This is a genomic window from Paraburkholderia sp. Ac-20336 (genome assembly GCF_017105025.1).
GTDB lineage: Bacteria > Pseudomonadota > Gammaproteobacteria > Burkholderiales > Burkholderiaceae > Paraburkholderia.
This window is the reverse complement of sequence record NZ_JAAGPS010000063.1, coordinates 14,727-35,185: the sequence shown is the minus strand read 5'-3', so window position 1 is coordinate 35,185 and position 20,459 is coordinate 14,727. Positions and strand designations below refer to the sequence as shown.

Genomic DNA, 20,459 nt, shown 5'->3' with positions numbered 1-20,459 from the left:
TCGCGGCGCGGCCCGCCGTGCCGCGCCGTGTCGATCACTTCTCCGAATCGACGAGGCCGCGCACGAACCAGCGCTGCATCGTCAGCACGACGACGAGCGGCGGCAGCATCGCGAGCAGCGTGGCCGTCATCACCAGATGCCATTCGGTCGCGGTATCGCCCGAGGCGATCATGCCCTTGATGCCGATCACGGCGGTCATCAGCGACTGCTGGCTCGTGATCAGGATCGGCCACAGATACTGGTTCCAGCCGTAGATGAAGGTGATCACGAAGAGCGCGGCCATCGTGGTGCGCGACAGCGGCAGCACGACGTCCCAGAAGAAGCGCAGCGCACCCGCGCCGTCGATGCGCGCGGCTTCCATCAGCTCGTCCGGCAACGTCTTGAAGAACTGGCGGAACAGGAACGTCGCGGTCGCCGAGGCGATCAGCGGCAGCGTCAAGCCGGTGTACGTATTGCTCAGATGCATCGACGAGACGACCTGCACGGTCGGGAAAATGCGCACTTCGACCGGCAGCATCAGCGTGACGAAAATCAGCCAGAACGCGGCAGTGCGAAACGGAAAGCGGAAATAGACGATCGCGTACGCGGAGATCATCGACACGGCGATCTTGCCGATCGCGATCACGAGCGCCATCACGAGGCTGTTAAGCAGCATGCGGTTGAACGGCGCGGCCGCGTTGCCGGTGCCCTGCGTCCAGATCGTGACGATGTTCTCGAACAGATGCGTGCCCGGCACGAGCGATAGCGGCACCGTGAACACTTCGTGCTCGCTCATGGTCGCCGCGCAGAACGCGACGTAGACCGGAAACACCACCAGCACGACGCCGACGATCAGCACCGCGTGGCAGAACAGGTCGAAACCGCGGCGGTTCTCGATCATGAGTATTGAACCCTGCGTTCGATGAAGCGGAATTGCACGACGGTCAGCGCCACGACGATGACCATCAGCACGACCGACTGCGCGCCCGAGCTGCCGATGTCGAGCCCCTGGAAGCCTTCGGCGAAGATCTTGTAGATCAGCGTGCGAGTCGCCTGGCCGGGGCCGCCGCCGGTCGCCGCGTCGATCACGGGGAAAGTGTCGAAGAACGCGTAGGTGATGTTGATGACGAGCAGAAAGAACGTGGTCGGCGACAGCAGCGGCAACGCGATGCCGAAGAAGCGCCGCACGGGACCGGCGCCGTCGATCGCGGCCGCTTCGATCAGCGAGCGCGGAATCGCCTGCAGGCCCGCGTAGAAGAACAGGAAGTTATAACTGACCTGCTGCCACACCGAGGCGAGCACGACGAGGAACATCGCCTGGCCGGGATTGAGCGCGTGATTCCACACGACGCCGTATTTCGCGAGCGCATAGGTGACGAGGCCGATGCTCGGGTTGAACAGGAACGACCACAGCACCGCGGCGATCGCGGGCGCGACCGCGTACGGCCAGATCAGCAGCGTCTGATAGGCCTTTTTGCCGCGCGTCACGCGATCGGCGCAGACCGCGAGCAGCAGCGAGATCACGAGGCCCGACACGGTGACGAGCGTGCAGAACACGATCGTCGTGTTGAACGAGGCCAGATACAGCGGATCGGCGAAAAGCTGTTTGAAGTTCGCGAGGCCGACGAACTCGCTCGACGTGCCGAACGCGTCCTGGCTTTGCGTCGATTGCCAGAGCGCAACGCCTGCGGGCCACAGGAAGAACACCAGCGTGATGAGCAGCTGCGGCGCGACGAGCAGGTAGGGCAGCGCGCTGGTGCCGAAGTAAGAGCGCTTTTCCATCGGGATTCCCAAGGGGGCTGCAATGGCGGCGGGTTGCGGCGCAGCGGCATCGCAACCCGCCCGCGGGCGATGCCCGGTCTAGTTGCCGGCCTTTTCGAAGCGGCGCAGCAGATCGTCGCCGCGCGCGACGGACGAGTCGAGCGCCTGTTGCGGCGTCTTCTTGCCTGCCCACACCTGTTCGAGTTCCTCGTCGATCACGGTGCGGATCTGCGGCATGTTGCCCAGACGCAGGCCCTTCGTGAACGGCAGCGGCGGCTTGTTCATCATCTGGCGGATCGCGGTGTCGCTGCCGGGGTTCTTCTCGTAGAAGCCCTGCTGGCGCGTCAGATCGTAGGCGGCGGTGGTGATCGGCAGATAGCCGGTGTCCTGATGCCACTTCGCGGCGACTTGCGGCGTGGCCAGGTACGCGAGGAACTTCGCGACGCCCTTGTAGACGGCCGGGTCCTTGCCCGACAGCACCCACAGGCTCGCCCCGCCGATGATCGCGTTCTGCGGCGCGCCCTTCACGCTCTCGTCGTACGGCATCATGCCGGTGCCGAAGTTGAACTTCGCGTATTTCTTGATCGTGGCGAGCGAGCCCGACGAGTTCGTAATGATGCCGCAGTCGCCGCTATAGAACTTCGACACGGGTTCGTCCTTGCGGCCGACATAGGTGAACGAGCCGTCCTTCGCCATGTTCTGCAGGAACTGGATGTGCGCGACCTGCAGCGGCTTGTTGAATTCGAGCTGCGCGTCCATGCCGTCGAAGCCGTTGTTCTTCGACGCGAACGGCGCCGCATGCCACGCGCTGTAGTTCTCGAGCTGAATCCAGCTTTGCCAGCCCGACGAATAGCCGCACGACATGCCCGAGGCCTTCAGCTTCTGCGCGTCGGCGTGCAGTTCGGTCCAGGTCTTCGGCGGCTGGTTCGGATCGAGCCCGGCCTTCTTGAACGCATCCTTGTTGTAGTAGAGCACTGGCGTCGAGCTGTTGAACGGCATCGAGATCAGCTCGCCGGTTTTCGAGTCGCTGTAATAGCTCGCGATGGTCGGCACGAAGGCTTTCTGGTCGAGCGGCACGCCGGCGTCCTTGAAGACCTGCGTGACCGGGACGATGGCTTTCTTCGCCTGCATCATCGTCGCGGTGCCGACTTCGTAGACCTGCAGGATGGCCGGCGCGTTGCCGCTGCGATAGGCGGCGATGCCGGCGGCGAGGGTCTGGTCGTAGGAGCCCTTGAAGACGGGCACGATCTTGTAGTCGCTCTGCGATTTGTTGAAGTCGTTCGCGATGTCGTTCAGACGTTCGCCCAGCGCGGCTTCCATGGCATGCCAGAACTGGATTTCGGTCGCGGCGTGGGCCGCCTGGCTGAGGCCGACGCTTAACACGGCGGCGACGGAAAGTGAACGGAGCAACGGCTTGCAATTCATCGATTTGTCTCCTGTGTCGATCGGGGGCAGCGCTTTGACGCTGACTTCGATTCCATGACGGTATGCGGACGGGCGCGGACGCGAATCGCGCGATTCTATTTGGCTTCGATGACATTCCGGCGTCGGCGGCCAGGCGGCGTGGAAGCGCTTCTGGCGGAGGCCGGAAGCCGCAATGTAACACCGGCTGTCAGGAAACGGAAACAGGCGGGGCGAGGTGGTGGGCGGGGGATGGGGGATGCGGCGAAAGGCGGCGGCAATGAAAAAGCCCGCTTGGGGCGGGCTTTGGAGCAGGCTTTTCGGAAAGCTCATGCCGCGATGGAAAAGCGCGCGTGCTTTGCGCGCTCGCATTCTAGCTATTGCCAGGAAGCAGTTTTAGCAGGTGTGCGACAGGCTCTGCCAGTTGCAACATGCCGGTGGCGATTGTCACGGAGTTCGCCACATTGGCCAACGCGCTCGCGACTTTCTGCCCCAGTGCGGTGTCTTGCAGGACTCGACCGTAGGCCTCATCAAATGCAACGTTGCCGATGGCGGTGTTCGTTGCGTCAAGCACAGGAAATATACCCGTGATGAAATATTCGTCCAGGCACTCAATCAAGCGGCCCAGGTAACGGACGATAGTGAGCTTGACGTCGTCCGGTAGTTCATTGGACGAGACAATTTCCTTGCGGAGCTCCACCAGCTTGTCTCGCTGATCGCTAAGGCTGCTGATGTCAACTGCCTGAAGCTTCTCCCGCTCCTCCAGCAACGATGCGGTGAATCCGAGAGACACTATCGAATGGTCGTGTACGTGCGAAATGAAGCTGGCCCACTGCCCGTTCAGATTCTGCTGGGTGATGCCCGTCTTCAGTTGCAGGTGAAGCGTCTGGATGGATTGCAGATGCTTCGAAAACGAATCGTTGACGATATCAACGACCTCTCGCGAGAGGTAGAGTAGTTTCGCGATGCGAGCAAGCAGTTCGCCTTCATCCTCGGTCCTGAGAATTCTTCGCCACACTGACCGGCAATTTTCCCCGGCCGCGGTTTCTTTGCACTGTTTCAGAATCTCGTGCAGCCTATGCGCCGGGTTGTCTGCAATATTCTTGGTCATGGAAAGCGAGGATCGAACGAACGATTTCTTAGCGGCTGGTGATCTCGCCCTCGCTTTATATGTGATGCCCTGCGACTGTTAGGGGCGACTGTTCCGAGATTCGACACGGACCTGATTGCAGTCGCAGGTGCTTATGCTGCGCGTGAAGTGGCTTAGACGTTGAACAAAAAGTTCATCACGTCCCCATCATGCACGACGTACTCCTTGCCTTCCGCGCGCATCTTGCCGGCTTCCTTCGCGCCTTGCTCGCCCTTGTAGGCGATGTAGTCGTCGAAGCCGATCGTCTGCGCGCGGATGAAGCCGCGTTCGAAGTCAGTGTGGATCGCGCCGGCCGCCTTCGGCGCCGTATCGCCGATATGGATTGTCCACGCGCGCACTTCCTTCACGCCGGCCGTGAAGTAGGTTTGCAGGCCGAGCAGCTTGAAGCCCGCGCGGATCACGCGGTTCAGGCCCGGCTCTTCCATGCCCATGTCGGCGAGGAACACTTCCATGTCGGCTTCGTCGAGGTCGGCGATTTCCGCTTCGACCGCCGCGCACACGGCCACGACCGGCGCGCCTTCGGCCGCGGCGAACTTCGTGACCGCGTCGAGGTGCGGATTGTTCTCGAAGCCGTTTTCCTTCACGTTGGCAACGTACATGGTCGGCTTCGCGGTGATCAGGCAGAACGGCTTGAGCGTGGCCTGTTCCTCGTCGGTCAGGGCGAGCGCGCGGACCGGCTTGGCCTGGTCGAGCTGCACGCGGACCTTCTCGAGCACCGCGGCGAGCTTGACCGCTTCCTTGTCGTTGCCCGACTTGGCCGCCTTCGAGTAGCGCGCGAGCGCCTTTTCGACGGTGCCGAGGTCGGCGAGCGCGAGTTCGGTGTTGATGACTTCGATGTCCGACAGCGGATCGACCTTGTTCGCGACGTGAATCACGTTGTCGTCCTCGAAGCAGCGCACCACGTGCGTGATCGCGTCGGTTTCGCGGATGTTCGCGAGGAACTGGTTGCCGAGCCCTTCGCCCTTGCTCGCACCGGCCACGAGACCGGCGATGTCGACGAATTCGACCACGGCCGGCAGAATGCGCTCGGGCTTGACGATTTCGGCGAGCGCCTTCAGGCGCGCGTCCGGCACTTCGACCACGCCGACGTTCGGCTCGATCGTGCAGAACGGATAGTTTTCGGCGGCGATGCCTGCCTTGGTCAGCGCGTTGAACAGGGTGGACTTGCCGACGTTAGGCAAGCCGACGATGCCGCATTTGAGGCTCATGGAAATCCTTCAGTGAATCAGTAGGTTGCGTGAGGCGCTCGACGCTGTGCGCGGATTCGGCAAGCCTTCGCGCGGGGCGTGGCGCGGCAGGCTCAGCGGAGCGGACAAGTCACCGAATCGGGGCGTTGGCTCGACGATTGGGTGCGAGTTTTCACGGAAAGCGCAATTGTAACCCGTCCGGATGGGCTTTCCGCTGTGATGCATTTCGTCATATCCACTGTAAAATCGTTAAATCAGGGCCGTCAGAGCCCACTTTTCGGGGGAAGAACGTGCGAATCATCGGATGGGTCGGAACCGGCGTCGTCGTGGCGCTGATCGTGGGCGGGGTCGCGACATGGGTCTCGCCGAATTTCGACGAAGCCCAGGCCACCACGGACCGGCAGACGATCGAATGCCTGACGGGCCGCCTGAGTCAGGAAGATCGGGCAAGCATCGCGCAGTTCGCCGACAGGAATGACTTCGATTCGCTCTGGCACGTGTACGACCGCGTGTTCCCCGACTGCGCGGTGCGCGGCGATCAACGCGATCGCAAGGCCCAGCTCGAAGCGGCCGCGTGGCGCATCCTGTCGTCCGATCCGGATTTCATGCGCATCCGCGAGGCCAACGCGGCGCTTGCGGCGAGCGCGCCGCACTAGGGCCGAGCGGGTCCGATGGGGGCGGAAGGCCCGCAACCCCGCGGCTATAATGCGCGCATGAACGCACACCACCAGACCTTTGATGCCGCCGTGATCGGCGGCGGGCTCGTCGGCAAGACCGCGGCGCTCGCGCTCACGCAAGGCGGGCTGCGCGTCGCGCTGCTCGCGCAGCCTTGCGCGGCGCCACCTGCCGGCGCGGCCTTCGACTCGCGGGTCTACGCGTTGTCGTCGAGTTCGCAGGCCCTGCTCGAACGGCTGCGGGTCTGGCAGGCGCTCGACCCGGCGCGGCTCGGGCCCGTCTACGACATGCGCGTGTACGGCGACGCGCACGCCGAGCTGCACTTCTCCGCGTTCCAGGCTTCGGTGCCGCAACTGGCGTGGATCGTCGAGTCGTCGGTGATCGAGCGCGCGCTCGATGCCGCGCTGCGCTTCCAGCCCAATCTCACGTGGATCGACACGCGCGCGCAGGCGCTCGATTTCAGCGCTGACAGCGCGAGCGTCGGCCTCGCCAACGGCAGCGTGCTCGAAGCGGACCTCGTGGTCGGCGCGGACGGCGCGCATTCGTGGGTGCGCGCGCAGATCGGCTCGAAGATGGTGCGGCGCGACTACAAGCAGACCGGCGTGGTCGCCAATTTCAAGGCCGCGAAGCCGCACGGCGAAACCGCCTACCAATGGTTCCGTGACGGCGAGATCATCGCGCTGCTGCCGATGCCGGACGGCCATGTGTCGCTGGTCTGGTCGGCGCGCACCGGGCACGCGGAGCAGCTGCTTGCGCTCGATCCCGAGCGGCTCGCCGCCGAAGTGGAGCAGGTGAGCGGCGGCCAGTTCGGCGCGCTCGACTGCGTGACGCCCGCGCAAGGCTTCCCGCTCGCGCTGCAAACCGTGGACCGGCTCGTCGCGCCGCGCGTCGCGCTGGTCGGCGATGCCGCGCATCTGATCCACCCGCTCGCGGGGCAGGGCATGAACCTCGGCCTGCGCGACGTCGCGGCGCTCGCGAGCACGGTTGCCGGCAAGGAGGCGTTTCGCGACCTCGGCGACATGGTGCTGCTGCGCCGCTACGAACGTTCGCGCCGCGAAGACATCCGCGCGCTGATGATCGCCACCGACGGTCTGCAAAAACTCTTCTCGATACCGGGCCCGCTCGCGCGGGTCGTGCGCAATACGGGCATGGCGTTCGTCGGTGCCCAGCCGTTCGTCAAGCGCTGGCTCGTGTCGGCCGCGCTCGGATGAGGCACGGCGCGCGGGGCCGCCGCCGTGCGGAGAACCGATGGCCGATGGCCGATAAGCGGCGGTCGGGGCGGGTATCATGAGCGGATCGCCGCCTTGCGGTCTGACCCAATGTGCGCCTGAAAAGCGCAGCCGGAACGTGAAAAAATGCGCTCGATGCGCGACTGAACTCAGGACTCCAGCATGAAAACGACCTTCCGCATGGCCGCCGCCGCACTCGCGATCGCCGCCGCCACGCTCGGCTGCTCGGCCCAGGCCGACCAGACCACCGACAGGCTCAAGGCGACGCTGCAAACGCGCCTGAACGACGTGACGATCAAGAGCATCACGAAGTCGCCGATCGCCGGGCTGTACGAAGTCAACCTCGGCACGCAGATCATCTATAGCGACGCCAACGGCGACTACCTGATGCTCGGCGACATGGTCGACGCGAAGACCCGCAAGAATCTGACCGAAGCGCGGCTGTCGGAAACCAACCGCATCGACTTCGCGAGCCTGCCGTTCGCGAATGCCGTGAAGGTCGTGCGCGGCAACGGCTCGCGCAAGATGGCCGTGTTCTCCGATCCGAACTGCCCGTACTGCAAGCAGCTCGAAACCTCGCTGAAGTCGATCGATAACGTTACGGTCTACACGTTCCTGTACCCGGTGCTGTCGCCGGACTCGGCCGTCAAGTCGAAGTCGATCTGGTGCTCGGCCGATCGCGCGAAGGCCTGGGAGTCGTGGATGCAGAACCATCAGGCGCCGACCGCCGCCGGCACCTGCGACACCGCCGCGATCGACAAGAACCTCGCGCTCGGTCATGCCATGAACGTGGACGGCACGCCCACGGTGTTCCTCGCCGACGGTCGCCGCCTGCCCGGCGCCGTGCCGGCCGACCGGCTCGACCGGGAACTCTCCGCGGTGCACTGAGCCCCGCACAATCATCGGAAAGAAGGCGCGGGAAGCGCCTTCTTTCGCATCAAGGGGCGCCATCTCGGGTTATCCCAGGCCGCCCCGTTTTCGACTCCCCCATTCCAATTTGCCCACCGCTGCCGATGAAGCCGATCCGCTACACCATCGTTCCGAGTCACCCCGCCGCCCATCTGTTCGAAGTTACCGTGACCGTTGCCGACCCCGATCCGGCCGGGCAGCGTTTCATGCTGCCGGTATGGATTCCGGGCAGCTACATGGTGCGCGAGTTCGCGCGCAACATCGTCACGCTGCGCGCGGTGAACGAGGCGGGCCGCAAGGTGCGCATCGACAAGATCGACAAGCACACGTGGCAGGCCGCGCCGGTAAAGGGCGCGCTGACGCTGCGCTACGAGGTGTACGCATGGGACCTGTCGGTGCGCGCCGCGCATCTGGACGATACGACCGGCTTTTTCAACGGCACGAGCGTGTTCCTCTCGCCGCTCGGCCATGAGGACGCGCCATGCGTGGTCGAGATTCAGAAGCCCCAAGGCGAGGCGTACCGTAACTGGCGCGTCGCGACCGCGCTGCCGGAAGCGCGCGCCACGAAGCGCTACGGCTTCGGCGAGTACCGCGCGCAGAACTATGACGAACTGATCGACCATCCCGTGACACTTGGCACGTTCGCGCTCGCGACGTTCAAGGCGCATGGCGTGCCGCACGACGTCGTGATCGGCGGGCGCGTGATCGGGCTCGACATGGAGCGGCTGTGCGCGGACCTGAAGCGCATCTGCGAGGCGCAGATCGCGCTGTTCGAACCGAAGTCGAAGAAGGCGCCGGTCGAGCGCTACGTGTTCATGACGCAGGCCGTGACCGACGGCTACGGCGGGCTCGAACATCGTGCCTCGACGGCGCTGATCTGCAATCGCACCGATCTGCCGGTGCAGGGCCGCGAGGCGATGAGCGAGGGCTACCGGACCTACCTCGGCCTGTGCAGCCACGAGTATTTCCACACCTGGAACGTGAAGCGCATCAAGCCGGCCGCATTCGCACCGTACGACCTGAGCGTCGAAAACTACACCTCGCTGCTGTGGCTGTTCGAGGGCTTCACCTCGTACTACGACGATCTGATCCTCGTGCGCAGCGGCGTGATTTCGCAGGACGACTATTTCGGGCTGCTCGGCAAGGTGATCGGCGGCGTGCAGCGCGGCAGCGGCCGTCTGAAGCAGAGCGTCGCCGAAAGTTCGTTCGACTCGTGGGTCAAGTACTACCGGCAGGACGAGAACGCGCCGAACGCGATCGTCAGCTATTACACGAAGGGCTCGCTCGTCGCGCTCTCGTTCGATCTTGCGATCCGCGCGCAAACGGGCAACCGCAAATCGCTCGATGACGTGATGCGTCTCCTGTGGCAGCGCTTCGGCCGCGACTTCTATCGCGGCAAGCCGGCCGGCGTCGCGGAAGACGAGATCGAGGCGATTTTCGCGGAAGCGACCGGCGTGCAGCTCGGCGGGCTGTTCGCCGAGGCCGTGTACGGCACGCGCGATTTGCCGCTTCCCGAATTGCTCGCGCCGTTCGGCGTGGCGCTCGCGCCTGACTTCGACCGCAATGGCAAGCCGTCGCTCGGCGTGCGTCTGCGCGGCGGCGCAGATTGCACGCTGGCGGCCGTGCACGAGGGCAGCGCCGCGCAGAAGGCTGGGCTTTCCGCCGGCGACGTGCTGATCGCGCTCGACGGCCTGCGCGTGACCGGCGGCAATATCGACGCGCTGCTCGCGCGCTATCAGCCGGGCGCGAAGGTCGAGCTCCACGCATTCCGCCGCGACGAGCTGCGCGTCACGCAGGTGCGGCTCGACGGTCCCGAAGTGGCACGCTACAAGCTCGCGGTCACCGACAAGCGGGCCGCCACGCGCCGCGCTCGCGAACGCTGGCTTGCAAGCTGAGCGTCATGCCTAACGTTATTGATTGACGGCTGAGGGCGGGGATTGTTCTATCAATGCAACAATCCTTCGCTGCCGGATAGCTTTTTCGCGGACCGGTAAAAAAACACAATGGCTCCACTCGCGCAACACAGCGCGCCCCCTACTGGAGTCAACCATGACCACGATCCTGCAAATCAACTCGGCAGCCCGCTCGCAAGGCGCGAACTCGACGATGCTCGTCAACGAGCTGACCGCGAAGCTGCAACAATCGAACCCGGGCGCGCAAGTCGTCGTCCGTAACCTGCAAGCCGAACCGCTGCCGCACCTCGACGACGCCGTGCTTGGCGCGTTCTTCACGCCGGCCGAGCAGCGCACGCCGGAGCAAGCTGAGATCGCCGCGCGCAGCGAAGCGCTGATCGCCGAACTGCAAGCCGCCGACATCGTCGTGATCGGCGCACCGATGTACAACTTCGGCATCTCGTCGCAACTGAAGACGTACTTCGACTTCATCGCCCGCGCCGGCATCACGTTCCGCTACACCGAGAACGGCCCGGTCGGCCTCGTGACGGGCAAGAAGGTGCACGTCGTGTCGGCACGCGGCGGCAAGTACATCGGCACGCCGAACGACAGCCAAACGCCGTACCTGAAGAGCTTCCTCGGCTTCCTCGGCATGACCGACGTGAACTTCATCTACGCCGAAGGTCTGAACCTGGGCCCGGACGCAGCCAGCGCCGCGCTGAGCAACGCGCGCGAAGCGATCGCCGCAGTCTGAGTCATCTCGTTGCGCCGTGTGGTGCCGCTTGATCGCGGCGCCGGTGGTGAAACGAAAAAACGCCACGGATGGAGTTCTCCATCCGTGGCGTTTTTATTTTCTGGCAGTGCGACCGGTTCTGCGCGCCGGTTACCGCGTGTTCAGTCAGGCAAGCATCTGCGCTTCGTCCGGCAGGCGCCAGTCGATCGGTTCGCGGCCGTGCTTCACGAGATACTCGTTCGCCGTCGCGAAGTGCCCGCAGCCGAGAAAGCCGCGATGCGCCGACAGCGGCGACGGATGCGGCGCCTCGAGCACGCAATGCGACTTGCCGCCGAGCAGCGCGCGCTTGGCCTGCGCATGCGCGCCCCACAGCATGAACACGAGGCCATCGTGGCGTGTCGCGAGTTCGTGGATCAGCGTGTCGGTGCATTTCTCCCAGCCGCGTTTCGCATGGCTCGCGGCGCTGTCGCGCTCGACGGTCAGCACGGTGTTCAGCAGCAGCACGCCCTGTTTGGCCCAACTGTCGAGACAGCCGTGCCGCGGCGTTTCATGGCCGAGATTCGCGGCGATTTCCTTGAAGATGTTGCGCAGCGACGGCGGCGGGCGCACGTGCGGCGCGACCGAGAACGCGAGCCCGTGCGCCTGCGGCGTGCCACGGTCTTCGCCGTGATACGGGTCCTGGCCGAGGATCACGACTTTGACGTCATCGGGGCTCGTCAGGCGCAGCGCGCGAAACACGTCGGCCGGGTAGATCGTTTTACCGGCGGCGCGCTCGCCGTCGACGAAACGGCACAATGGCGCGTAGGCGTTGCTGTCGATGAACGGCTTCAGATGCGCGTGCCACGCGGCGGGCAGGACATCGAATTGGGCTTCGAGCGTGGGCGGGGCGGTGGGGTCGGCCGGCTGTTGCGGTGCGGTGGCGGGCATGGCCGGCGTCGGGGACGCGGCCTCAGCATCGCCGAACAGCGAAGCCTGCGATGGATTGGAGCGGGTACGGGAAGCGGATGTCATGGCGGGGAAGTGTCGCAGCAAACGGTGGCTAGCTCAAGGTGCGGCGGAGCGGGGATTGCGTGGCCGGGAATCCGGTTGCCGGGGCTGGCCGTGATTGCCATGAGTGCAAGGCGTTCGACCGCGAGCAGCGCCTAAAGCGCCTAAAGCACTGACTCGCGCCGCCGCGTCGGCGTCATTCAGCCGGCCCGCAACTGGTAGCCGCGCTGCGCCTTGCTGATATCGTCCGGCGCGAGGCCGGCAATGTGTTGACCGAGTTCCGCCGCGAGCGTGTGAAGCGCCGCTTCGTCGCCGGATTTCAGTTCGAGTTCGATTTCGGAGATCGGCGCGCGACGCGTCTCACCGCCGACTTCCGCGAGCACGTCGCCCTGATCGATCGCCGCCTCGATCCGCGCGCCGTCCACTTCGAGCAGCCACAGCGTGCGCGTGAAATTGGTGCGGAACAACTCGATCAGCGACGGCGCCGCCTGCTGCAACGCCGCCGCAGCAGCCGGCTCGTCGCAGACGCGCAGCAACGCGTCGATGTCGAGCTTCGCATCGGCCACCGGCAATTCCCATTCGTGCCGGCTATGCAAACCGTTCGTCGCGTGGCCGACCGTCTTGAAGGTTTGCAGCCAGCCGTCCGGCGTCTGCCGCAAACGCAGCGCGCTCTTCGACGACGCCAGCGTCAACTGCGGCGTGTCGAAGTAAAGGTTCACGAGCCTGATCGCCTGACCGTCCTTGCCGGCGCGTGCGACAAACCACTGCGTCGCCGCCTGCACCTGCGCGGGCGGCAGCGCCAGCTTGATTTCGCGTTCCATGCCCATGATGCGTGCCCTCGTGGCGAGCGTTTATGCGCGGCCGATACGTTGATACGTCGACGTCGATACTTCGAGACGGCAACGCTCAGGAAAACATCTGCTCAAGCGCCACGCCAGGCTCGTCCGCGCGCATGAACGCCTCGCCGACGAGGAACGTATGCACGTCCCGCGCGCGCATGCGCTCCACGTCCTCGCGCGACAGGATGCCCGATTCGGTCACGACGATGCGGTCGTCCGGAATCGCGTCGAGCATGCCGAGCGTCGTGTCGAGCGAGGTTTCGAACGTGCGCAGATTGCGGTTGTTGATGCCGATCAGCGGCGTCTTCAGCGTGAGCGCTTCCTTCAGTTCGTGGTTGTCGTGCACTTCGACGAGCACCGCGAGGCCGAGCGAATGCGCGAGCGCTTCGAAGTCCTGCATCTGCGCGGTGTCGAGCGCGGCGGCGATCAGCAGGATCGCGTCGGCGCCCATCGCGCGCGCTTCGACGATCTGGTACGGATCGACGATGAAGTCCTTGCGCAGCACCGGCAGATTGCATGCCGCGCGCGCCTGCTGCAGATACGCGGCGCTGCCCTGGAAGAACTGCACGTCGGTCAGCACCGACAGACACGCCGCGCCGTGCTTCTCGTACGAGCGCGCGATGTCGGCCGGCACGAAGTGCTCGCGCAGCACGCCCTTCGACGGGCTGGCTTTCTTGACCTCGGAGATCACCGCGGCGAGACCCGCCGCGTGCTTGGCACGCAACGCGCCGACGAAGTCGCGGACGTCGCGCGACGAGGCTTCGAGCCGCAGTGCTTCGAGCGGCGCACTTTGTTCGGCCGCCCGAATTTCTTCGCGTTTGACCGCGATGATACGGTTGAGGATGTCACTCATCAATATTTCCCTACGTGATTACTGCCTGAATTGCTGGGTAAAGCGCACGAGTTCGTCGACCTTCGCGCGCGCCTTGCCGCTCGCGATCGCCTCGCGCGCAAGCTGGATGCCGTCTGCGATCGATGCCGCCACATTCGCTGAATAGAGCGCCGTGCCCGCGTTCAGCGTGACGATTTCGCGCGCGACGCCGGGCTTGTTGTCGAGCGCTTCGAGCAGCATGACTTTCGATTCGCTCGCGTCGGCGACCTTGAGCGTGCGGTTCGACACCATCTGCATGCCGAAGTCTTCCGGATGGATCTCGTATTCGCGGACCTCGCCGTCGCGCAACTCGCCGACCAGCGTGGCCCCGCCGAGCGAGACTTCGTCCATGCCGTCCATACCATACACGACCAGCACATGTTTTGCGCCGAGACGCTCCATCACGCGCACCTGAATGCCGACGAGGTCCGCGTGAAACACGCCCATCAACTGGTTCGGCGCGCCGGCCGGATTGGTGAGCGGGCCGAGAATGTTGAAGATCGTGCGCACGCCGAGTTCGCGGCGCACCGGCGCGACGTTCTTCATCGCCGGATGATGGTTCGGCGCGAACATGAAGCCCATGCCCGTTTCGGCGATCGACGCCGCGACCTGTTCCGGTTGCAGATCGATGTTGACGCCGAGCGCTTCGAGCACGTCGGCGCTGCCCGACTTGCTCGACACGCCGCGATTGCCGTGCTTCGCGACCTTTGCGCCGGCCGCGGCCGAGACGAACATCGTCGCGGTGGAAATGTTGAACGTATGCGCGCCGTCGCCGCCGGTGCCGACGATATCGACGAAGTTCGAGTTGTCCTGCACCTCGACGTGCCGGGCAAATTCACGCATCACCGTGGCGGCCGCGGTGATTTCGCCGATGGTCTCTTTTTTGACGCGCAGGCCGGTGATGATCGCCGCCGACATCACGGGCGAGAGTTCGCCGCGCATGATGAGGCGCATCAGGTGCAGCATTTCGTCGTGAAAAATTTCGCGGTGCTCGATGGTCCGCTGCAAGGCTTCCTGGGGCGTAATAGACATGGTCTCCTCTCTTTGTGTGTCAGGCGTGACCGGACGCGGCGTGACCCGGTGTCTTGCCGGCGGCGGCGAGCTTCGACTGCTTGACGAAGTTTTCGAGCAGCGCGTGGCCGTGTTCGGAGAGGATCGACTCCGGGTGGAACTGCACGCCTTCCACGGCGAGTTCCTTGTGGCGCACACCCATGATTTCGCCGTCTTCGGTCCATGCCGATACTTCGAGGCAGTCGGGCAGCGATTCGCGCTCGATTGCGAGCGAGTGGTAGCGCGTCACCGTGAAGTGCTTCGGCAGGTCTGCGAATACGCCCCTGCAGTCGGTTTCGATCGTGCTGACCTTGCCGTGCATGATGGTCTGCGCGCGCACGACGCGCCCGCCGAACGCCTCGCCGATCGCCTGATGGCCGAGGCACACGCCGAGAATCGGCGTCTTGCCGGCGAATTCGCGCAGTACGTCGAGGGTGATGCCCGCGTGTTGCGGATTGCTCGGTCCCGGCGACAGGCAGATGCGCTCGGGGTTGAGTTGCGCGATGTCGTCGAGCGTGATTTCGTCGTTGCGGTAGGTGCGCACGTCTTCGCCGAGTTCGCCGAAGTACTGCACCAGGTTGTAGGTAAACGAGTCGTAGTTGTCGATCATGAGCAGCATGATTGCTCCTGGATTCCTGAGAGAACCGGGGTTTTCCCCTGTGGATTGGGGGCCTGGATAAATTTGCCGCGCTGTCGCCCCGGTCGCACGGGGTTACGCGGATGCCCGCGGTGGGGCCGCAAAGGAAGGTTGGCTGGCTTAACGCCAACCAAAGAGCAGGAGAACGGAGGGGAATCGAGCGCTGTGTCGCATGAGCAGCATTCTAACAGCAGGAATACGGGCGCTGCGCAATGCCGTCTACGGAAGAAAGAACTGAGGAAAGATCTGTAGGAAGAAGCGACGGGAAAACGGTGTGACCAAGGGCTTGCCACGAATGCCCGAGCCGGGGGCTTGGGCATTCGCTCGTTTCGGTGCCGCTCTCAGAAGTAATGGACGACGCCCATCATCACGCCGGTCTGGTTGTGGCCCGCGACGACGTCGGTGTCGTAGCCGTTCAGGCCGAGGTTCGAGCCATGGCTGTTTTTCACGTAGCCGAGTTCGGAATACAGTGCCGTGCGTTTCGACAACTGATATTTCGCGGTCGCGGCCAGATACAGCGGCCGCTGTCCCGCCGAAGTAATGTCGGTCCAGAAGACGGCGCCGGCAAGCGTGAGCGGGCCGGACACGCGATATTCGAGGCCGGTCCAGAACTCGTTCGCATGACCCTGCGTGCTCGCATCGAGCGGTAAGGTGCTGCTCAACCACCGGTAGCCGACAAAACCCTTGGCCTTGCCGATCCGGTAGGTCGCGGCCGCCGCGAGATGTTGCTCCTTGCCGGATTGTGTGGCGATAGAAGTGCCGTTGCGCAGGTCGTAGACCACCATCGCCGCGAATGGGCCGGCCGCATATTCGACGGCGGCGCCGATTTCCCGCCCGACCTTGAATTCGCCCGGCACCTGGCTGCCGTTCGCAATCGTCGAGTCGTATCCGGTGCTATACAGCGCCTCATAGTGGATCGAGCCGAAACTGCCCTGGTATTTGACCGAGTTGTCGGCTCTGCCCGCGAATTGCGCGTCGGTCTGCTTCAGGCCGTAGACGGTGTAGTTGAGCGGGTCGTAACGTACCGAGAAGTCATACATCGGCACCTTCTGCCGGCCGAAGGTGAGCGCCCCGTAGCGGCTGCTCAGGCCGACGAACGCCTGCCGGCCGAACAGCCGTCCGCCTTGCTGCGACTTGCCCGTGGTAATGTCGATGCCGCCCTCGAGCGTGAAGATGGCCTTCAGACCGCCGCCGAGATCTTCTACGCCCCTGAGTCCGATCCGGCTGCTTTTGACGCCGCCCGACTCCATGTGCAGCAGATTCGACGCTTTGCCCGAGCTATTGGGGACACCGGTGAGAAATTCCAGACCGGCGTCCGCGATGCCATACAGCGTCACGCTCGACTGCGCGTGGGCACCCGCGCTCAACGATGCCAGAAGCGCTCCCAGAAAAAGCGGTTTTATTCCGGTGAAGATCCCTTGATGACGCATTCTTGTTCTCCTTATGGGGTCGATAGCCGGCTCGCCCGAGCTGATGGCGGGACGGATCGATTTTCGGTGGATAGATAGTTGTACCTGGCACTACCGAAACGGCGATACACCGTTTCGGTAGTGCGGTGCGGCGCGTGCCGTTCGCTGCCGGTTCGGGCCCGCGCCGTGTGGAATCAGCGAACCCGGCGGGTGGTGTTCGCGTTGAGGATTCCCGTGCTGCGCGTTAGCGCGACGCGGCGTGCGAAACGTCCGGCCGGGATGTCATGGCCTGAATGTCGGCGTGGTCGGTGGCCGCGGAGGGTTCGTCGTCGAGCTTGATCCAGAACGTGAAAAGCGGACCGAGCAGCAGCACGACGATCGAGGCGGCGAAGGCAACGACCCATCTGCCGTGCGACACGTCGAGCAGCAGGCCGACGACGATGGGCGAGACGGCACCGGCCAACGCCATGCCGGTGAACGTGCATGCGCTCGACGTGGCCGAGTGTTCGCGAGAAACCTCGGTGCCGACCACCCACAGCGGCGAATCGGCGAGTTCCGAGCAGAAGAAGGCGAGCCCGAGGCAGATCGAACTGACGGTGATATCGCGGGTGAGCAGAAGCGGAATCAGGCAAACGATCGACGAGAGAAAGCCGAAAATGATGACTTCGCGGCGTGCGCGCAGCCGGTTGCCGGTGCGCTTGAGGCGCCAGTCGGTCATCATCCCGCCGACCGCCGTGCCGAGCGAGCCGCCGAGCAGCACGAGCGTGGAGAAGATCGCGTTGTGCGAGAGCTTCATGCCGTAGCGTTGCGAGAAGAGCGTCGGAATCCAGTTGAGGAAGAACCACAAGACCCAGCCATGGCAGAAGCACGCGGCAGTCGCGGGCCATACGCGGCGGATCATGTCCGGCCAGTTGATCGGCTTGCGCGCCGGAGCCGCAGTCGCGGCCGCGGTGTCGCCCGGGGTTGCGCCATGCCGCTTCGCCTCGTTGAGCCCGATATACATCACGATCATGTAAACGAGCGTAACCGCACCGAGAATGATGAACGTGAGCCGCCACGAGAACGTGACGATCAGGCCGGTGACGATCAGCGGAGCAAGCGCGTTCGCGATGCGGCCGGTCGCGTGCATGAGGCCTTGCGCGGCGCCGCGGCGCTCTTCCGGAATCACGCGGGCGATCATCCGCGCGGCGGTCGGGTAAATCGGCGCTTCGCCCACGCCGACGAAGAAGCGCGCGGCGACCAGCGCGTACAGACTGCCGACGACCCCGGTGGCGATCGTCGCGATTGCCCACAGCGAGCCGTACAGCAACAGGCCTTTGCGGGAGCCGATACGGTCGCTGTGCCAGCCGCCCGGAATCATGAAGCAGCTGTAGGCGAGGGCGAAGGCGGAGAAGATGAAGCCGAGATGGGTGTTGCTAAAACCGAGTTCCTTGCTCATCACGGGGGCGGCGACCGACATATTGGTGCGGTCGACGTACATGATGAACGCCATGATGCAAAGCAGGACGAACGTGATCCTTGCCCTGCTTCGCGTAGGCTGCGAAGGGGACATGTCTTCCTCCATTCATTGTTTTACGGCGCGATCGCGCCGCGCGCGGCTCTCTGACCAGCGGAGCCCGCGCGCGCGGCGGTCATGGCACGGGATTTACTGGCGGAAGAAGCTGCTCAGCTCTTCGTAGGTCTCGTCGGGGCATTCTTCCTGCAGATAGTGGCCCGACGGCACGGTTGCGGTTCGCACGATGTTCGTCGCGTAGCGGCTCCACACTTCGGCCGCGTTGTGATTGCGTCCGACGCCGCCTTTCGCGCCCCACAGGATCATCGACGGCGTGGTGACACGGCGCCCCGCGTCGAAGTCGGCGGTATCCATGTCGAGGTCGATGCCGAAGGTCGCGCGGTAGTCCTCGCACATCGCGTGGATCACGTCCGGATTCCTGATGCAGCGGATGTAGTCCGCGAGCGCTTCCGGGCCGAAGAAGCTCGTGCCCTGGTCGGTCTTCGACAGCTTGCGGCGGATGAAGAATTCGGGGTCCGCGCCCATCATCTTTTCCGGCGTCGGATAGTCCTGAATCATGAAGAACCAGTGCCACGAGAACTTGCCCCACTGGCGCGTCACGTTGTTGAGCAGATGGTGTTGCGGCAGCATGTCCACGAAGGCCGCCTTGAGCACCGTCGATTCATGGTCGAGACACATGCGGTGCAGCACGCGCGCGCCGCGGTCGTGGCCCGCCGCATAGAACTTGTCGAAGCCGAGCGCCGCCATCACTTCGACCTGGTCCTGCGCCATCGCGCGGAACGAGTAGTCCGAGTGATCGCCGCCGCCGGGCGGCTTCGAGCTGTCGCCGTAGCCGCGCAGGTCGGTGCAGACCACCGTGAACTCTTTCGCGAGGCGCGGCGCGATCTTGTGCCAGGACAGGTGATTGAACGGGTTGCCGTGCATCAGCAGCAGCGGCGGGCCTTCACCGCCCTTGACCGTCACAATCTCGGCGCCGCTCGTTTTGATCGTCGTTTTGGTGAAATTCTCAAACATGGGCATGACTGACCTCTATGGCAATGCGTAAGCAGGTTATTGCGGGTCCGCCGCGCGCGCCGTCTCCAGGCGGCGCGGCGGGCTTTCGATGCGATCGTGGTGCGTGTGCTTCAGTGCGCGAGCGCCGCGCGTGCGCTCTTGCGGGCGACCGCGGTGCGCGTCGCGACGTCGAATGCGGCGGCGGTCGCGCCGACATCCGCGGTGCCGGTGCCGACGATGTCGTACGCCACGCCATGCGCCGGCGTCGCATAAACGGTCTTCAGGCCGCCCGTCAGCGTGACGCCTTGCGAGAAGCCGAGCAGCTTCGTCGCGATCTGCCCCTGGTCGTGATACATGATCACCACCGCGTCGAAATCGCCGCGGCGCGCCTTGATGAACACGGTGTCGGACGGGAACGGACCTTCGCTCGCGAGACCTTTCGCGCGCAGCGCTTCGAGGGTCGGGCGAATGATCGTGATTTCCTCGTCGCCGAACAGGCCGTTTTCGCCGCCGTGCGGATTGAGCGCCGCGACGCCGATGCGCGGTGCCGTCTTGCCGAACGCGCGCATCGTGTCGTGCGCGAGCGTGAGCGCGCCTTCGATGCGGTCGGGCTTCACCATGTCGACGGCCTTGCGCAGCGCGACGTGCGAGGTTACGCGGAAGGTCGAGAACTGCGGAATGATGTTGACTTCGCCGAAGTAGCCTTCGTGCTTCGTCCAGGCGGCGAACATCTGATGTTCGTCGTGATAGTTCCAGCCGCCGCGATGCAGGGCCGCCTTGTTGAGCGGCGCGAAGCAGATGCCGTCGAGTTCGCCCGCGAGCGCGAGGTCCGTCATGTACTTGAGCGTCTCGCCGGTGAGGCGGCCCGATTCGGCATTCAACTCGCCGCGCGGGTACAGCGCCGGGTCGACGTTGTGCAGATCGATCAGCGGAATCTCCGCCGCGTCGTGCACCGCGTCCTTCACGTTCGCGATCTTCACGTACGGAATGCGCTGACCGGCGTCTTTCATGCCGAGTTCGAGCACACGCTCGTCGCCGATGATCACGACGTTCGCTTTTTCACGGGTTTCGGGAAGCGACAGCAGTTTGACGACCAGTTCCGGGCCGATCCCGGTGACGTCGCCGAGCATCAGGCCGATCAGCGGTTTCATGTGGGGGTTCTCCATATCAGCGGTTTCATGTGGGGGTTCTCCATATCGGTTGTAGTTGAGAGAAGTGGGCAATGCGGCAGCGCTGCGCGGGCT

General features: G+C 64.4%; 19 protein-coding genes. 5 read left to right on the top strand and 14 right to left on the bottom strand.

Annotated elements, in window-relative coordinates:
* Window positions 1-34: 34 nt before the first annotated feature.
* The 5 genes from ugpE to ychF form a co-directional block, all read right to left on the bottom strand.
* Window positions 35-880, bottom strand: a complete 846-nt coding sequence (gene ugpE / locus GXB81_RS18670) for a sn-glycerol-3-phosphate ABC transporter permease UgpE (protein ID WP_167045752.1) — start codon at window positions 878-880, stop codon at window positions 35-37.
* Window positions 877-1,761, bottom strand: coding sequence for a sn-glycerol-3-phosphate ABC transporter permease UgpA (gene ugpA / locus GXB81_RS18665; RefSeq protein ID WP_167045755.1), 885 nt, complete (start codon window positions 1,759-1,761; stop codon window positions 877-879). The genes ugpE and ugpA overlap by 4 nt, the downstream gene beginning before the upstream one ends.
* A 78-nt stretch (window positions 1,762-1,839) precedes the next feature.
* On the bottom strand, window positions 1,840-3,165 hold the full coding sequence (gene ugpB, locus GXB81_RS18660; RefSeq protein WP_205990006.1) for a sn-glycerol-3-phosphate ABC transporter substrate-binding protein UgpB: 1,326 nt from the start codon (window positions 3,163-3,165) through the stop codon (window positions 1,840-1,842).
* A gap of 349 nt (window positions 3,166-3,514) precedes the next feature.
* Window positions 3,515-4,252 carry a hypothetical protein gene (locus GXB81_RS18655; RefSeq protein WP_167045761.1) on the bottom strand — a complete coding sequence of 246 codons (738 nt, stop codon included), beginning with the start codon at window positions 4,250-4,252 and terminating at the stop codon, window positions 3,515-3,517.
* 152 nt (window positions 4,253-4,404) lie between these two features.
* Window positions 4,405-5,499, bottom strand: coding sequence for a redox-regulated ATPase YchF (ychF, locus tag GXB81_RS18650; RefSeq protein WP_167284162.1), 1,095 nt, complete (start codon window positions 5,497-5,499; stop codon window positions 4,405-4,407).
* Between the two features lie 269 nt (window positions 5,500-5,768).
* Between ychF and GXB81_RS18645 the strand changes: the two genes are divergently transcribed.
* The 5 genes from GXB81_RS18645 to GXB81_RS18625 all read left to right on the top strand — a co-directional run bounded on the left by GXB81_RS18645 (window position 5,769) and on the right by GXB81_RS18625 (window position 10,937).
* Complete coding sequence (locus tag GXB81_RS18645; RefSeq protein WP_345889900.1) at window positions 5,769-6,134, top strand: hypothetical protein; 366 nt, start codon at window positions 5,769-5,771, stop codon at window positions 6,132-6,134.
* Between the two features lie 57 nt (window positions 6,135-6,191).
* Entirely contained in the window at window positions 6,192-7,364 is a 1,173-nt protein-coding gene (locus GXB81_RS18640; RefSeq protein ID WP_167284163.1) for a UbiH/UbiF family hydroxylase, read from the top strand.
* A 180-nt stretch (window positions 7,365-7,544) separates the two neighbouring features.
* Window positions 7,545-8,270, top strand: a complete 726-nt coding sequence (locus tag GXB81_RS18635; RefSeq protein ID WP_205990005.1) for a DsbC family protein — start codon at window positions 7,545-7,547, stop codon at window positions 8,268-8,270.
* A gap of 125 nt (window positions 8,271-8,395) precedes the next feature.
* Window positions 8,396-10,186: a PDZ domain-containing protein gene (locus tag GXB81_RS18630; RefSeq protein WP_205990004.1), complete on the top strand. Its 1,791-nt coding sequence runs from the start codon at window positions 8,396-8,398 to the stop codon at window positions 10,184-10,186.
* A gap of 154 nt (window positions 10,187-10,340) precedes the next feature.
* Complete coding sequence (locus tag GXB81_RS18625; protein WP_167045775.1) at window positions 10,341-10,937, top strand: NAD(P)H-dependent oxidoreductase; 597 nt, start codon at window positions 10,341-10,343, stop codon at window positions 10,935-10,937.
* Between the two features lie 144 nt (window positions 10,938-11,081).
* Here GXB81_RS18625 and GXB81_RS18620 read toward each other — a convergent pair whose 3' ends face one another.
* The 9 genes from GXB81_RS18620 to GXB81_RS18580 all read right to left on the bottom strand — a co-directional run bounded on the left by GXB81_RS18620 (window position 11,082) and on the right by GXB81_RS18580 (window position 20,366).
* Entirely contained in the window at window positions 11,082-11,927 is an 846-nt protein-coding gene (locus GXB81_RS18620; RefSeq protein WP_205990003.1) for a uracil-DNA glycosylase, read from the bottom strand.
* Window positions 11,928-12,103: 176 nt separating this feature from the next.
* The gene (locus tag GXB81_RS18615) at window positions 12,104-12,730 is read right to left on the bottom strand and encodes a CYTH domain-containing protein (RefSeq protein WP_167284166.1); all 627 of its coding nucleotides are present in this window, start codon (window positions 12,728-12,730) and stop codon (window positions 12,104-12,106) included.
* 79 nt (window positions 12,731-12,809) lie between these two features.
* Window positions 12,810-13,595: an indole-3-glycerol phosphate synthase TrpC gene (gene trpC, locus GXB81_RS18610; RefSeq protein WP_167045784.1), complete on the bottom strand. Its 786-nt coding sequence runs from the start codon at window positions 13,593-13,595 to the stop codon at window positions 12,810-12,812.
* 18 nt (window positions 13,596-13,613) lie between these two features.
* Window positions 13,614-14,645 (bottom strand): anthranilate phosphoribosyltransferase, encoded by a 1,032-nt coding sequence (gene trpD, locus GXB81_RS18605; protein ID WP_205990002.1) that lies wholly within the window; start codon window positions 14,643-14,645, stop codon window positions 13,614-13,616.
* Window positions 14,646-14,664: 19 nt separating this feature from the next.
* A complete protein-coding gene (locus GXB81_RS18600; RefSeq protein ID WP_205990001.1) occupies window positions 14,665-15,282 on the bottom strand; it encodes an aminodeoxychorismate/anthranilate synthase component II in 618 nt (205 codons plus the stop codon).
* Window positions 15,283-15,641: 359 nt separating this feature from the next.
* A complete protein-coding gene (locus tag GXB81_RS18595) occupies window positions 15,642-16,730 on the bottom strand; it encodes a porin (RefSeq protein WP_205990000.1) in 1,089 nt (362 codons plus the stop codon).
* A 223-nt stretch (window positions 16,731-16,953) separates the two neighbouring features.
* Window positions 16,954-18,261, bottom strand: coding sequence for an MFS transporter (locus GXB81_RS18590; protein ID WP_205989999.1), 1,308 nt, complete (start codon window positions 18,259-18,261; stop codon window positions 16,954-16,956).
* A 93-nt stretch (window positions 18,262-18,354) separates the two neighbouring features.
* On the bottom strand, window positions 18,355-19,242 hold the full coding sequence (locus tag GXB81_RS18585; protein WP_205989998.1) for an alpha/beta hydrolase: 888 nt from the start codon (window positions 19,240-19,242) through the stop codon (window positions 18,355-18,357).
* A gap of 104 nt (window positions 19,243-19,346) precedes the next feature.
* Window positions 19,347-20,366 carry a 4-hydroxythreonine-4-phosphate dehydrogenase PdxA gene (locus GXB81_RS18580; protein ID WP_167045802.1) on the bottom strand — a complete coding sequence of 340 codons (1,020 nt, stop codon included), beginning with the start codon at window positions 20,364-20,366 and terminating at the stop codon, window positions 19,347-19,349.
* Between the last annotated feature and the right edge of the window lie 93 nt (window positions 20,367-20,459).